The organism is Fictibacillus barbaricus (assembly GCF_031457135.1).
Lineage (GTDB): Bacteria > Bacillota > Bacilli > Bacillales > Fictibacillaceae > Fictibacillus > Fictibacillus barbaricus_A.
In genome coordinates this window covers 756,041-770,201 of record NZ_JAVDWA010000001.1, presented here as the reverse complement: position 1 = coordinate 770,201, position 14,161 = coordinate 756,041, and the positions used below count along the sequence as shown (strand labels likewise).

Below are 14,161 nucleotides of genomic sequence, written 5' to 3'. Positions count from 1 at the left end.
TACATAACTTGTCCATACAGTATTCATCTCATATGTATGATAAGAATGATGCAAAAATGACTTCGTATGAACAAAAAGACTAAGACAAAGAGCCTTAATCTTTTGCTACTTCTTTGTTCCAAATTAAATTGGCACAATACTTAATGATGTCTCTTCTTCTAATAATCCCGATAAAATAACCGTTATCATCGGTCACTGGAATAAAGTTCTGATCCGTTGACAAAGTAATAAGGTCCTCCATGTTGGAGTTGATCGACACCGAAATGTTATTCACTCGCTGAGGGACATTTTTTAGCTTCGTCTTTATCACTTCATCATAACTTGTTTCAAGTGCTTCTCTTAGTTTCCAGAGCAAATCGCCTTCTGTTAACGTTCCGATATAATGGCCTTCCTCTGATACGAGCGGCACAGAAGTATATTTGTGATAGGATAACTTCTCTAATGCCTGCCTCACCGTTGCTTCGGGATTTAAGAATTTCACTTCGTCTTTCGGCAACAAATAAAAAGCAATATTCATGTTAGTACGCGCTCTCCTTTGTAAGCATAGTTCCCGCTTATTTAAACGCTTCGATTAACACCTATTCCATTATATCAAAAACCTGATTAATCTGCTTATTAATCTATACATCTATAATATATGCCTAGCAGCCTTTTGTGCACCTTTATGTGATAAGTTTCATAAAAACAGAATAATATTTTACAAATCGTAATCATTACGTTTATAATAGATAAGGATTGCGCGAAAGGAGAATTAAAATGCGAAAACTAGGATTAATAAGTGTCGCATTACTTGCAGCTTTACTCACAGCATGCAGTAACAACACATCAACTAAACATGAAGGAACTCTGAATATATATACAACGATCTATCCTCTTCAATACTTTACTGAGAGAATAGCCGGAAAACATGCAGATGTATCAGCCATTATACCACCAGGAGCGGATGCACATACATTTGAACCTTCCACAAAAGATATGGTAAAAATGTCTGATGGTGATGCGTTTATTTACAACCAATCTAAATCAGATGAATTCTCATCTTCAGTAGCTGATACTCTTAAAGAAGAAAAAGTACCTGTAATCGATGCAGCCAAAGGGATTTCCTTAGCCCATATGAAAGAGCATGAAGAAAGTGAAAAGAAAGATGATCATGGTGCATATGACCCGCACATTTGGCTTGATCCTGTACTCGCACAGCAAATGGCAGACAATATTTATAAACAGCTCGTACACTTAAAACCAGATGCAAAAAAAGATTTCAAAAAAAATCATGACCAATTAATAAAGGATTTGCAGGCTTTAGATGGAAAATTTAAAGAAAAAATTGAAAAATCACCTAAAAAAACATTCATCGTCTCACATGCTGCATATGGCTATTGGGCTGAAAGATACGGTTTAAAGCAGATTGCAATCAGCGGACTTTCCCCTGCTCACGAACCAACACAGCATCAAATCCAGAACATTATTGAATATACAAATAAGGAAAAAATAAATTATATCTTATTTGAAGCCAATGTAAACAATAAAGTAGCTGATACCATTAAAAAAGAAACAGGAACAAAAAGCCTGACCCTTCAAAACCTTGAAACTTTAACAAAAAAAGACATAAAGAATAAACGCGATTATCTATCCATTATGAATGATAATATCGATACACTCACAAAAGCACTTCAATAAACAAAAGGCTGTTTTTGCAAATGATGTTGCTTTTGAATGATGGTAATTTCCGCTGCAGTGGCTCGCTTTCCGCAGGGTGTGCGGTGAACCCTTTCGTCGCCTTGCGACATTGAATGGTCTCACCTGTCCCACTCATCCTGCAGGAGTCTCGCCCTTCCGCTCCAATTAACTTATCAATGAAGAATTTTTCAAAAACAGCATATAGCAACAATCTTTTAGAAAAGAGCGTTTAGAAAAAAACCTTTCAAAAAAAACCAAACAAAAAACGCCTGGGATTCATTTCCCAGGTGTTTTTTCCTTTCTGCTTTATATTGCATCCAGCATTTTGAATTGGGATACAACCAGATGATAATATATACCTTCTTTGTTCATCAGTTCCGCATGATTCCCTTGCTCAATAATCTCACCATGATCTAGAACAACAATATTGTCTGCTTCCCGAATAGTGGAGAGACGGTGAGCAATGATAATGGCCGTCCTTCCCTTCAGGAGCGTCTTCAATGCTTTTTGGATTTTTAGCTCAGATTCTGTATCGATACTCGCTGTGGCTTCATCCAAAATCAGAATGTCTGGATCTGCCAAAAGAGCCCTCGCAAATGAGAGAAGCTGTCTTTCGCCTACAGATAAAACGTTTCCTCGTTCTTCGACTTCTGTTTCATATCCATTTGAAAGCTTTTCAATAAACGCATGTGCACCAACTGCCTTAGCTGCTTCTTGCACCTCTTCATTTGTCGCGTCAGGTCTCCCAAAACGGATATTATCCTGAATCGTACCCGAAAAAATGAACGTATCTTGAAGGACGACACTTACTTTTTCACGAAGGCTGCCCAAGCTGACATCCTTTAAGTTTACACCGTCAATCTCGACTTGCCCCTTCGTTGGATCATAAAAACGGCTGACTAAGTTAGCGATAGTCGTCTTTCCTGAACCGGTATGACCGACTAACGCGACCGTCTGGCCCGCAAACATTTTTAAGTCGATCCCTTTTAAAGCTTTTCGCTTATCATCATAGGAAAATTCAACGTTTTTAAACTCAATATCTCCCTTAATTCGGTCAAATTTATGTGCTCCTTCTTTTTCTGCTACATTTGGCTTTTCATCTAAAAACTCAAAGATTCTTTCAGAAGAAGCCATTCCAACCAGCAATTGATTATAAACCTGGCCAAGTCTGGATATTGGCTCCCAGAACATCCCTAAATAAAAGGCAAATGTAACGAAAACCCCTATATCTAATGAGCCGCCTTGAATCAAATAAGAGCCAAACCATAATAGAATCGCAGTACCGATTGCATTTGACATTTCCACAAACGGCCGGAACATGGCGTTTTGCCGGGTTGCGTCTCTCCAGCTTTCAAAATTCTCATGGTTGATGCTGTTAAAAAAGCTCATGTTCTCTTTTTCTTGTGTGTATGATTTTGTCACTCGAATGCCCTGTATGCTTTCATTTAAGTGCGAGTTCAGCTTAGACTGCCTGATTCGAACGACCTGCCAAGAACGTCTGATTTTTCTTCTTAAGCTGGTTGAGATGAAGAACATTAAAGGCAAAATTACCATAATCGCTAATGTGAGTTCCGGACTATAAACAAACATGATGACGATAATACCAAAAAGCATGATCACGTCCATCAGAACATTAATGACTCCATTCGTAAACAAATCCTGGAGTGAATTTACGTCGTTAATAATCCGAACGAGTATTGAACCTGCAGATCGCTGATCAAAAAAACGATGTGACAGACGCTGAATATGCCGGAAAAGATGCTGGCGTATATCATAGATCACATATTGGCCAAGATAATTCATCCAGCGAATCCTCAGAGTATTGGCCCCCCACGAAATAAGATAAAGACCAAATATGGCAATGATGAGCTTGATTAACAGTGAAGTGTCTTTATTTTTAATCGCATGATCAAACGTTAATACCCCTATGAACACAGGAACAGCAAGTCTTACGGCAGTTGAGACGAGCATGGCGACGAACGCTTTAGGCAGCAAGTTTTTTCCGTATGGCTTCATATAGCCGAACAATCGGATAACCTGCCCCCAATTAAAAGGCTTTTCGATCACTTGTTCAGAGGAATAACGAAACCTTGTTGATTTTTTAGCTTCTTTCATCGATTACACCTCCTGACCGTTCTTTTGAAAAACTTTATCTTTGTCCTGATATTGAATATCGTAGATTCGTCTATAATGGCCGTTTTCCGTTTCGATGAGCTCCTCATGCGTCCCTCTCTCAACAATTGAACCCTCTTCCAAGACTAAAATTTCATCAGCATGTTTTACAGAAGAAATGCGGTGGGCAATAATGAATGTTGTTCTGCCTTTCATGACTTCTCTGAATGCTTTTTGAATTTTAAATTCTGTTTCCATGTCAACAGCACTTGTTGCATCATCTAGTATCAGGATACTCGGATCAATGAGAATAGCACGCGCAATTGAGATACGCTGCTTCTGACCTCCAGAAAGCCCAAGCCCTCTTTCCCCCAGCACTGTCTCATACCCATCTGGCAATTCCATAATAAAATTATGCGCCTGGGCGCGTTTTGCAGCATCAATAATTTCCTCCATCTCCGCATGCGGATTACCGTAAGAAATATTATCTTTGATGGTAGATGAAAATAAAAAAGACTCCTGCAGAACAGTTCCAATATTTTTTCTCAATGAACGCAAAGCATATTCTTCAATCGGTTTTCCATCTATTAAAATGGTTCCAGATTGTGGCTGATAAAATCTTGAGATAAGCTGCGTGATCGATGTCTTCCCAGCTCCTGTTGCACCGATCAGTCCTATCGTCTGACCTTGTTCCGCAGAGAAAGATACATCTTTTAAAGCCGTCTTTGTCTCGTTTTTATATTGATGGGTAACGTTTTCAAAAACCACATCTCCATTTAGACGAACATTGTTGATCACTCGCTCTTCGTCATTCATTTCCAGAGGCTCTTCTAAGATCTCTAGCAATCGTTCACCAGAAGCTTTCGATTGAGAAAACGTATTCATCACAAACCCTAAGTTCATGATTGGTCCCATGATATACCAGACAAGACTGAAAAAGGCTACCAGTTCCCCAGCCGTAAGATCTCCTTGTATCACCAAGTACCCACCGTATGCTAATAGGAAAACGACAGATAAATTGCCGATAAGCTCCATGACAGGAAAGTATTTCGCCCAAATATGAGAGGTTTGTAAAAATTGCGATTTATAGTCCTCATTCGAATGATTGAATTTACCAATCTCAAAATCTTCTCTTGATAGTGATTTGACTGTATTGATCCCGCTGATGTTTTCTTGAACTTTCGTGTTTAGGTTGGCCATGGATTTTCGAATACCACGGAAGGCAGGATGTACCTCTTTATCAAACTTATAAACGGCGATTGTTAGAAAGGGGAGCATACAAAGCGTAACGATCGCTAATGGAATAGAATAGTAGAACATAACGGATAAGCTTAATGCGATGATGAGTGCAAAGTTGATGAGTTGTGAAAACCCAAAGGAAAGAAAGAAACGGAAACCTTCAACATCCGCTGTAAGCCGTGACATTAAATCACCAGTTTTGGCATTATCGTAGTAATTGAACGGCATAAATTGCAATTTTTCATATAGAGATTCACGGAGCTGGAAAACAGAGCTAATTCCAAACAAATCTCCGTAATATTGAGTACAATATGTAGCGGCTCCTTTTAAAGCCATGATTACGATAAATCCGATGGCTACATATGGAACATAATTGTATTCTCCTTTAAGAATAATTTCGTCAATGGTAAACTGCAGAACCATTGGATAAACAACCGTAATACATGATACAAAGAGCAACGTAAGAATCGACCAGTAAAAATATTTTCGGTACGGCCAATAAAAGTCTTTTAATCTCCTAAATGTATCCAAGCACAGCACCTTCCCCCTATAGAAATTTAAAGACAATATACATCATATAACAGAATAGTTAGAAAAAACTATATATTTGCTCGTTTTTTTTTAAAGTAATTGAAAAATTTACTTTATTAAGCATTTTTGCTGCTTTGAGCAAATAAATGAAAAAGAACAATGAACAAAGATTTTATGCAACTGTAACTCATTCTATACTTGCTTTTTTAAACAAGGCTCTTTTCAAGTGAAATAAAAATATTTACTTTGCAAAAATCACCGGCCACCTCTCAGGAAAGCGAGCAACCCGGAACGGAAATCAACCATATACAAGAGCAGCAGAGTTTCCGAAAACAACTTCCATTTTAAATAAAAAAGAGGTGGTGTCATTACATACACACTCCTCTTTCCTATATCATCAGCTTCTTTTTCTAAATGCAAAAAATGAACCAACCGCAATTAATAGTACTAATAAAATCGTTAACGGTGCAAAATAACTCGGATTATTCGTTTTATTTTCATGATGATGTTCCGTTTTTTCTTTTTTGGTTTCTTGCTTACCAGCTTTTTCAGCAGGTTTATGCTGGGTTTCATTTTGTTTCGGACGTTCTAGAGAAAATGTGTAATTTCCTTCTATCACGTGACTGTCTGCACCTATGATGCGGTATTCTACCGTGTAAGAACCATTTTCAAGCGGCTTTTCCATCTTTCCGGTCATCTGATTATCTTCAATACTGATCTGAAGCGGAATTTCTTTACTGCCATTCTTAAGTTTCATCGTGCTCAAATCTTCAATTTTTGTAGAAAACGTTAAATTAACAACTTCCAGATCTGTTGTTACCTTTTCACCTTCAGATGGCTGTGCGGACTCTAATTCTGAATGAGCGAAAACAGATAGCGGCATCTGTAATGCAAGTACAAATAATAAAATAAAGGATAATACCTTTTTAATCATTCATCTTACTCCCTATTAGCAAAATTTTCTTTCTTATTTTATTAAAACAAATTAAAGACACTTTTCAAAGTGTACACTCTTTACAAATCGTTGACAATTCTAAATTCAAACATACATTTGAGCCTATTTTCCTTTTAACTGGGCACCTGCCTACTTCGAAAATGAAAACAGGCATACAATACATTGTACTAACAAATGCAGGTTTAAAGGAGGAAAAACAATGGGTTCAAGTCATGGTAATGCTTTTGCATTAATTGTCGTGTTGTTTATTCTTTTAATTATTGTGGGGGCAGCTTTCGTTTGCTGCTAATGAAGTAATGGGTATGCATGTAAAAGATGCAGCTCATCATCAACCATGATTGATGAAAGAAACACTCCAATCCTTATAAAAAAGCTGGCTTATGCCAGCTTTTTTCATTTTGCTCAAAATCGAAGTGTCTTAAAATCAATTAAGGGGATTTACAGCCTGGAAATTCACAAATATCATTCTTTCATATCCATTTCTCGAGCATCTCACCCATATATAAGAAAAACTCAGCATCAATGTGCTGAGTTTTCTGTATCTTCTTTTGATTTGTCATTGTCTTCTACGATCGTTTGAGCACTTGCACCATACTTCTCTCTCAGCTCCCAATAAGCTGCTAGTGCACGCTGGCCGATATATTTATTGACCTTTTGGTAGGCACCGATTGGAGTTCCCTCAGGAACGACAACAGCGAATGCAATTTCCGGTTCATCTGATGGTGCATAACCCACTAATGTTAAATTATGCTTTTCAACCAAAAGACCTGTTCTAGGATTTTTAATAATCCTTTGAGCGGTTCCTGTTTTACCCGATGGATTATGATACTTTTCATCACCATCAAAATAACCTTTTGCCGTTCCGCCTGTTGCGTGCATCACTTGCCAGAAACCCTTTTTCACTCGATCGATATACTTATCTTCAACTTCAATTTTATTCAAAATTTCAGGTTCAATTCGTGTTAAAAGTTTGCCCTCATGTTCGTTGCTCGAACTTGGTTCGCGGATTTCTTTTACTAAATGCGGTTTTATACGGTAACCGCCATTCGCGATTGTTGATACATACTGGACCATCTGCATGGTTGTGTACGTATCAAACTGCCCGATTCCCATATCGTACAATGTACCGCTTTGCCCTGCTATTGGAGTCCCTTGATAGCCTGTAGCTTCGTTAGGAAAGTCGATTCCCGTTTTTACACCAAGACCGAACTGATTGTACATATAACGAGCTTCATCATACGTTTCTGTCCAGTGTTCAGGGCCGATCATGCGGTCCATGATGTTGAACATATAAACGTTAGAGGACATTCGTAAAGCATCTAAGTCATTTATAGGACCCATGTTTTTCCATGACGATTTTGGTGAACCTCCTGCAATCGGGAAAGGTTTGTCTACAAAAACTTGCCCTGGATAAATAAGACCCTTTTGTAAACCGGATAACACAGTTGCACCTTTAATTGTAGAGCCAATTTCATAGGAATTATACAACGCACCATACTCATCATTAACAAACTTGCCGTTTTTATATTTTTTCCCTGCGATTCCTTTTACTTCACCCGTCTTCGGATTCATCATCACGATATAGGCAGATGATAGTAAGTCGTTTCCTGGCAATGGTTTCGCTTTTAATAATTCTTCCTCTAAAATACGCTCTAGTCGGAATTGAAGCTCCATGTCCAGAGTAAGTACAATATCTTTCCCGCGTTGGCCAGGAATGGTTTTTGGTTCTCCGATCGTTTTTCCGCTTTTCGGGTTTGTTAAGTAAACCGCTTTTTCTTTTGTACCTCGCAATACTTCTTGATATTGTTCTTCTAATCCACTTACTCCGACTAAGTCACTTCTGTCATATTGTCGGCTCACAAAATAGTCCATTTTGTCTTTTGGTATTTGTTTAACTGATCCAAATATCGCTGAATCTCCATATGGATAAATGCGTTCTGAATCTGCCATAATATCGATACCAGGAAGGTTAGCCAAGTTCTCAGATATAATGGATATTTCCCTATCCGTTAGATTGGTCTTAACCCGCTGAGCTGCATAAGCATAACCAGTCTCCATCGCCCGTTTATAGGCTAGAATTTTGATATCCTTTTCTGACAGGTTTTTTATTTCATCCTCAGTAATCTTATTAACGAGTGCTTTATACTGCAATTTATCAGTCAGTTTTTTTTCTTGTTTACTCAATCGTTCTTTCAGTAATTTATTGAGGTCGTGCTTTGCGATAAAATAATCTTTTTTATCCCGCTCTGTAATTTTGTCCTCCTGGTCCTCTGAAACTCCTAAAGTATCTGCTAGCCATTTAGCGATTCGCATCGTGTCTGCTGTTTTCGTATCGACTGTTTTCGTATACGTTAAAGAAAAGAATGGTTTATTGCCAACCACTTCACGATAATTACTATCGAGCAGTTTGCCGCGCGGCGCTTCCTTTTTAGCAATAACTTCCTCTACCGCTTCAGACTCGAGACGTTTTTCTTCTCCATTTACAATTTGCAGGACACCCAATCGTAAGACAAGAATAGAAAATAATAGAAAGACAAATAAAAATAATACATTTAAACGAAAGGGTACTTGTGCTTTTTTCTTCTTTATCTCTGGATCCGCTTTCGTTACCATCATTTCGCCCCTTTTGGAAATTTTCCCGTTAATTTTACAATTATATTACAAAAACATCTATTACTAGATTACTAGATGTTGGGCTAAATTCCAACATATTCATTAAAAAAACCTTATCTTTTTTCTGATAAGGTTTCGTTTAATCGCTTATTTGGCTGTAAGTATTACATTTTCGGTGGGAACTGGTTTGCCAAAATAATACCCTTGTGCGAGCTGAACGCCGCAGCGGAACACAAACTCAGCTTCTTCTTTTCTTTCAATTCCTTCTGCTAACACGATAGAACCTATTTCTTTCGCTGTTTGTACGATCTGGAGGATCATTTCTTGCTGTGCTGTGTTTTCATCACAAAACGATATTATTTTGCGGTCAATTTTCACATAGTCTGGCCGCAGCTCTCTTAATACAGATAGAGTCGAATGACCTGCACCAAGATCGTCCAGTGCCACTTTCATGCCTTGTTCCTGGTAGGCAGTCAATATACTTTTTAAATGATCGATATCCGCGATTTCTTCTGTTTCCACTACTTCAAACACTAAATCCTCGGGATCAACACCGGCTTCAGCTGCCGCTTTAAACGTTGTAGCTAAACAATGCTTCGGATCATAGATGGATGAAGGGAGAAAGTTAATGAACCGTTTCATTCCTTTAGGAACTGCGAGTGCACTACTCTTAATAGAGGCGATCCGTGCCTTTCCATCAAGCAAAGCTTGCAGACCAGACCTTTGTGCCATCTGAAATAGCTCAAACGGATTAAAGGAAGGGCCGTTTTTTATTGGCCGCAGCAAAAATTCATACCCATAGATTTCATTTGTTCTTAAATTCATTATCGGTTGTGAATAGGTTGTAAACAGCTGATGCTGAATGACTTCAAGGAGGTCTTCATGTTGAATTCTTTTCAAAAAGTGTGGAAATGAAATCCAAGAAAGGTACGGCTTATTTTCAACGGAATCCTCGGATATGGCACAATAAAATGAACCTTTGGCTGAGCTGTTAAACTTTTCGGACATGTCTTCACAAATGGATTGCAAGAGAGATAAACTCGTAAAGCTTATCGTCAAAACCTCTTGGCGAAACGTAACTTCGATTCGGTTTGTAACAAAATATTGCTCTAAACTTTGCAGAAGAACAGGATGATCCGTACGAATATGAAAGTTGCCTTCATTTGAGAAAGAACTTGAAGGACGACATTGAGAGCACGACATTAAAAAACCTCCATTAGAAAATTTGGCGGACACATTGCCTTATCGGTCAGCCTTAGTTGTATTTTTACTTTTAATAAAACTTGATCGTAAAAAATATTGCAAACTTTTGTAAAATTTGCTATTTTATAATTCTGCGCTTAAAAGTAAACGACAAAAGGGGGACATATGGTTTATTGGATTCTTTTACAAAAAAGCTTTATGCGGAATTTGCAGTATAAGGTTGCTCATCTTATTAATAATGCGGCTAGTGCAATATTCGGCTTTGTCTTTATTGCGATCTGGACAGGCGTTTTACAGGGTAAAGAGAGCGAAAGTCCATACGGTGTTTTGGATATGACCTACTACATAGCTGCTGTTCAGTGTATCCTCTGGGTTTCAGGTTTTTTAACAGCAGGACTCAATATTCAAAATGGTGTAAGAAATGGTGCCATCTCTCTGGAACTTGTCCGACCTACCAACTTTTTTCTGTATGTTACCTCTCAAGAAGCCGGACGGCTCGTTTATAACTTCTTCTTTCGTTCGATCCCGATCGGAATCGTATTTGCACTAACAGTCGGCTTTTATGTACCGCAGCATGTGCCGACCTATCTTTTCTTATGTATTTCAATTTTTCTTGCTATTATTATCTCAATCAATCTGCACTACCTCGTAGGTATAAGTGCCTGCTGGACAACCGAAATATCATGGGCTCACTTCGTCAACTTTACTCTTTTAGCAGGGCTAGGCGGTCAGTTCGTTCCCATTGATTTTCTCCCTGCACCACTTTCAGTCATCACCCATTACTTGCCCTTTGCCAGTGCTATCTACTACCCAGTTATGATTTTTCTTGAAAAATCCTCAAGCAGCGTTATTTTTATTCAGCTTTTTTGGACGATTGTATTAACTATCATGAATCTTTGGTTAACGGAAAGAGCACGTCAAAAACTCGAGATTCAAGGAGGTTAATAGATGAACCTTTTTATAAAACTAGTATCTGGAAGCATTCGATCCCAAATGCAGTATAAAATAAATTTTCTAGTATCCTCCCTTTCATACGCTTTGATTATGGCGGTTGATTTTATTTTGCTTGCTGCCATCTTGCACCGGTTTGATAATGTGAAAGGCTGGAACCTATACGAAGTAGGATTGCTGTACGGCATCTCCTCTGTCGCGATCACGCTATACAGAGTCTTTGGTGTTGAAATTCATAACTTTGAGAAGTACATGATTGAAGGAGAGTTTGATAGTCTTCTCATTCGCCCTGTCTCTCCCTTGTCTCTGCTGTTAACGAAAAATCTCGATCTCTCTAGAATTGGCGGAACCGTTCAAGGTGTTTTGATTTTGGCTATTTCTATTATCGGTCTTAGCTTAAAGGATTTTGATATGTTTCTGCTTCTTGTTTATTTACCAATATCTATCTTCTCTGGTTTGATTATCTGTTTTTCACTTGGTTTACTGACTGCAACCATTGCTTTTTGGACGCAGCGCATAAAAGATTTTCAAGTATTCACTCTGTATGCTCCTTTTAATGCAGCAAACTATCCGATGAACATCTACCCCGGCTGGTTAAAGCTCATATTTTTCACTGTGATTCCTGTAGGATTCATGAACTATACACCGATTCTTTTTTTATTGAATAAAGGCGGAACTGTGTGGAATCTCGCTCTGCCGCCAGCTGTTGCACTTGTTTTTCTTTTTTTAACGTTACGATTCTGGCAGTTTGGTATTCGGCACTATCATAGTACTGGCAGTTAAGGAGGAAACTTTATGATTGTTGCAGATCAGTTAAACAAACACTTTAAAATATATGAAACGAAGAGGGGTTTTGTCGGATCGATGACTTCTCTCTTTTCAACGAAACATCATCTTGTAAAGGCTGTTAATGATATTTCCTTTGAAGTAAAAGAAGGGGAATTTGTTGGTTATATCGGTCCGAATGGAGCAGGTAAATCCACAACGATCAAGATGCTCTCTGGGATACTGCATCCTACTTCAGGAAAAATCGAGGTGAGTGGATTAAGTCCTCAAAAACGAAGAAAAGAAGTGGCAAAAAAGATCGGAATTGTCTTCGGCCAACGTACCCAGCTTTGGTGGGATCTGCCGCTAAGGGATTCGTTTGATATTTTAAAAGAGATGTACAAAGTTCCCGATGCAAAATATAATCAGTTTTTGAAACTGTATGATGACATGCTGCAAATCGGAAAATTCATGAACACTCCTGTTCGAAAACTTTCTCTCGGTCAGCGGATGCGCGGGGATTTAGCAGCAGCCATGATTCATGACCCAGATGTATTGTTCTTGGATGAACCGACGATCGGACTTGATGTGAATGCAAAAACGAGCATCCGTGCTTTCTTAAAAGAACTGAACTCGAATGAAAAGAAAACAATCCTTCTCACAACACATGACATGGATGACATTGAACAACTATGCAGCCGTGTTATTGTTATTAATCACGGCCAGCTTGTTTTGGACGGAACACTGGATGATTTGAAACAAACGATCGGATTACCCAGTGTGATGGAAGTTCAATATCGAAGCAAACCTGAAAATATTGAACCTTTACACGGCATCGAAAAAATGAGCTGGGAAAACGGGAAACTGATTCTTCTGTATGACCGTACTATTCTTTCTTCACCCGCACTGCTTCAATCTGTTACAAAGTGGGGAGAACCGATCGACATACAGATGAAGGAGCCCGAAATTGAAGAAGTCATCCGGAAAATTTACTAAGTAAGATGCCCAGTTAAAACTGACGTTTGTTGGACTGGCACATTGTTAGTTGAATATTGCGCTTCATTGTTTGAAACGTTCTTAACTTTGTTGAATTTGCATCTACACTTGTTAACAATAGCCCCATTAAACTAAAAACAGTCCTTTTAAACGCTAATGCGCTAGAAAGGACTGCTTTTTTTAATTCGCCAGCCAGCTTCGTAATTGATCCAGCTGTTCTGCTGCATCTTTTCTTCCTTGTTCATAAAGAAGGGCAAGTCTTTTCGAATCCCGCTCTACTCTTTTCACTTTCATTTTTTCCAAAGGGCGCAGAACGAATAAATTCCCCTTTTTCTCTTCTTCTTCAATATAATCCAATGTTTCATTGTATTTTAAGTAACGGCCTCTTAAGCTCTCATCAAGTCCTGTGTATTCGGGATAGAAGCGCTTTGTTACCCATGTTAGTTTCGGCTTTTTCTTTCGGTATTCCCGGTTTTGTGTTAATACTACCACTGTTTTTGAAACACCGTCTGCTGCCGCTTTGCGGACGGGTATCGGATCGGCTATTCCGCCATCCATCACATGTTTCCCTGCTAGTTCAATCATAGGTGCAATAAAAGGAATAGATGCAGAAGCACGCAATACTTTTGATATATCGTTTAATTCATAATCATCTCTTGTTAAATAAACAGGCTGACCAGTTCTGCAATCGGTAACGACGATAACAAACTTTTCTCGCGACTGATGAAAGGCTTGGTAATCAAACGGAACAAGCCGATTCGGAAGTTCATCAAAAATAAAATCCATTCCAAATAAACCTTTTTTCTTAAACAGCCAGTTCCGATAAGAAATATATTCAGGGTGTGAACAGTAATCCAAGTTCACTGTACGGTTTCTTCCATGCTGCCTGGACAAATAGGAAGCCGCATTACAGGCTCCAGCAGAAGCACCTATTACATAGGGAAAATAAATCTCATTTTCCATAAATACATCAAGTACACCTGCAGTATATACGCCTCTCATACCTCCGCCTTCAAGGACCAATCCGGAGTTTTTCATAATCATTGCCACCACCTATAGTTAACTTCCCTTATTATTTATGTACTTAAGTATAAAAATACTGCAAAGAAAAATCTAGCA

The 14,161-nt window shown here is 38.5% G+C and carries 12 protein-coding genes; 5 read left to right on the top strand and 7 right to left on the bottom strand.

Annotated features, from left to right (window positions below):
- Positions 1-94 precede the first annotated feature (94 nt).
- On the bottom strand, positions 95-517 hold the full coding sequence (locus tag J2X07_RS04170) for a CBS domain-containing protein (protein WP_310256791.1): 423 nt from the start codon (positions 515-517) through the stop codon (positions 95-97).
- Positions 518-756: 239 nt separating this feature from the next.
- Between J2X07_RS04170 and J2X07_RS04165 the strand changes: the two genes are divergently transcribed.
- Positions 757-1,677: a metal ABC transporter solute-binding protein, Zn/Mn family gene (locus tag J2X07_RS04165; protein ID WP_310256788.1), complete on the top strand. Its 921-nt coding sequence runs from the start codon at positions 757-759 to the stop codon at positions 1,675-1,677.
- A 306-nt stretch (positions 1,678-1,983) separates the two neighbouring features.
- Here the strand turns inward: J2X07_RS04165 and J2X07_RS04160 are convergent, their stop codons facing one another.
- The 3 genes from J2X07_RS04160 to J2X07_RS04150 all read right to left on the bottom strand — a co-directional run bounded on the left by J2X07_RS04160 (position 1,984) and on the right by J2X07_RS04150 (position 6,493).
- Positions 1,984-3,792, bottom strand: coding sequence for an ABC transporter ATP-binding protein (locus tag J2X07_RS04160; RefSeq protein ID WP_310256785.1), 1,809 nt, complete (start codon positions 3,790-3,792; stop codon positions 1,984-1,986).
- 3 nt (positions 3,793-3,795) lie between these two features.
- Positions 3,796-5,559 carry an ABC transporter ATP-binding protein gene (locus J2X07_RS04155; RefSeq protein ID WP_310256782.1) on the bottom strand — a complete coding sequence of 588 codons (1,764 nt, stop codon included), beginning with the start codon at positions 5,557-5,559 and terminating at the stop codon, positions 3,796-3,798.
- Positions 5,560-5,956: 397 nt separating this feature from the next.
- On the bottom strand, positions 5,957-6,493 hold the full coding sequence (locus J2X07_RS04150) for a copper resistance CopC family protein (protein WP_310256779.1): 537 nt from the start codon (positions 6,491-6,493) through the stop codon (positions 5,957-5,959).
- Positions 6,494-6,713: 220 nt separating this feature from the next.
- On the opposite strand from J2X07_RS04150, the gene J2X07_RS04145 reads away from it, so the two are divergent.
- Entirely contained in the window at positions 6,714-6,803 is a 90-nt protein-coding gene (locus J2X07_RS04145; RefSeq protein ID WP_310256776.1) for a YjcZ family sporulation protein, read from the top strand.
- Between the two features lie 230 nt (positions 6,804-7,033).
- On the opposite strand, the gene J2X07_RS04140 is transcribed toward J2X07_RS04145, so the two are convergent.
- Positions 7,034-9,130: a peptidoglycan D,D-transpeptidase FtsI family protein gene (locus tag J2X07_RS04140; protein WP_310256774.1), complete on the bottom strand. Its 2,097-nt coding sequence runs from the start codon at positions 9,128-9,130 to the stop codon at positions 7,034-7,036.
- A 144-nt stretch (positions 9,131-9,274) separates the two neighbouring features.
- Complete coding sequence (locus J2X07_RS04135; RefSeq protein ID WP_310256772.1) at positions 9,275-10,330, bottom strand: EAL domain-containing protein; 1,056 nt, start codon at positions 10,328-10,330, stop codon at positions 9,275-9,277.
- Positions 10,331-10,495: 165 nt separating this feature from the next.
- On the opposite strand from J2X07_RS04135, the gene J2X07_RS04130 reads away from it, so the two are divergent.
- The 3 genes from J2X07_RS04130 to J2X07_RS04120 are packed head-to-tail and all read left to right on the top strand — an operon-like array spanning position 10,496 to position 13,042.
- Positions 10,496-11,275, top strand: coding sequence for an ABC transporter permease (locus J2X07_RS04130; RefSeq protein WP_310256771.1), 780 nt, complete (start codon positions 10,496-10,498; stop codon positions 11,273-11,275).
- 3 nt (positions 11,276-11,278) lie between these two features.
- Entirely contained in the window at positions 11,279-12,064 is a 786-nt protein-coding gene (locus tag J2X07_RS04125; RefSeq protein WP_310256768.1) for an ABC transporter permease, read from the top strand.
- A gap of 12 nt (positions 12,065-12,076) precedes the next feature.
- On the top strand, positions 12,077-13,042 hold the full coding sequence (locus J2X07_RS04120; RefSeq protein ID WP_310256765.1) for an ABC transporter ATP-binding protein: 966 nt from the start codon (positions 12,077-12,079) through the stop codon (positions 13,040-13,042).
- Between the two features lie 180 nt (positions 13,043-13,222).
- On the opposite strand, the gene J2X07_RS04115 is transcribed toward J2X07_RS04120, so the two are convergent.
- Positions 13,223-14,083 carry a patatin-like phospholipase family protein gene (locus J2X07_RS04115; RefSeq protein ID WP_310257396.1) on the bottom strand — a complete coding sequence of 287 codons (861 nt, stop codon included), beginning with the start codon at positions 14,081-14,083 and terminating at the stop codon, positions 13,223-13,225.
- Positions 14,084-14,161 lie beyond the last annotated feature (78 nt).

What these genes read in the sequence shown, in the direction of transcription:
- J2X07_RS04170 (WP_310256791.1), bottom strand. Translation starts at nt 517, where the DNA reads ATGAATATTGCTTTTTATTTGTTGCCGAAAGACGAAGTGAAATTCTTA.
- J2X07_RS04165 (WP_310256788.1), top strand. Translation starts at nt 757, where the DNA reads ATGCGAAAACTAGGATTAATAAGTGTCGCATTACTTGCAGCTTTACTC.
- J2X07_RS04160 (WP_310256785.1), bottom strand. Translation starts at nt 3,792, where the DNA reads ATGAAAGAAGCTAAAAAATCAACAAGGTTTCGTTATTCCTCTGAACAA.
- J2X07_RS04150 (WP_310256779.1), bottom strand. Translation starts at nt 6,493, where the DNA reads ATGATTAAAAAGGTATTATCCTTTATTTTATTATTTGTACTTGCATTA.
- J2X07_RS04145 (WP_310256776.1), top strand. Translation starts at nt 6,714, where the DNA reads ATGGGTTCAAGTCATGGTAATGCTTTTGCATTAATTGTCGTGTTGTTT.
- J2X07_RS04140 (WP_310256774.1), bottom strand. Translation starts at nt 9,130, where the DNA reads ATGATGGTAACGAAAGCGGATCCAGAGATAAAGAAGAAAAAAGCACAA.
- J2X07_RS04135 (WP_310256772.1), bottom strand. Translation starts at nt 10,330, where the DNA reads ATGTCGTGCTCTCAATGTCGTCCTTCAAGTTCTTTCTCAAATGAAGGC.
- J2X07_RS04130 (WP_310256771.1), top strand. Translation starts at nt 10,496, where the DNA reads ATGGTTTATTGGATTCTTTTACAAAAAAGCTTTATGCGGAATTTGCAG.
- J2X07_RS04125 (WP_310256768.1), top strand. Translation starts at nt 11,279, where the DNA reads ATGAACCTTTTTATAAAACTAGTATCTGGAAGCATTCGATCCCAAATG.
- J2X07_RS04120 (WP_310256765.1), top strand. Translation starts at nt 12,077, where the DNA reads ATGATTGTTGCAGATCAGTTAAACAAACACTTTAAAATATATGAAACG.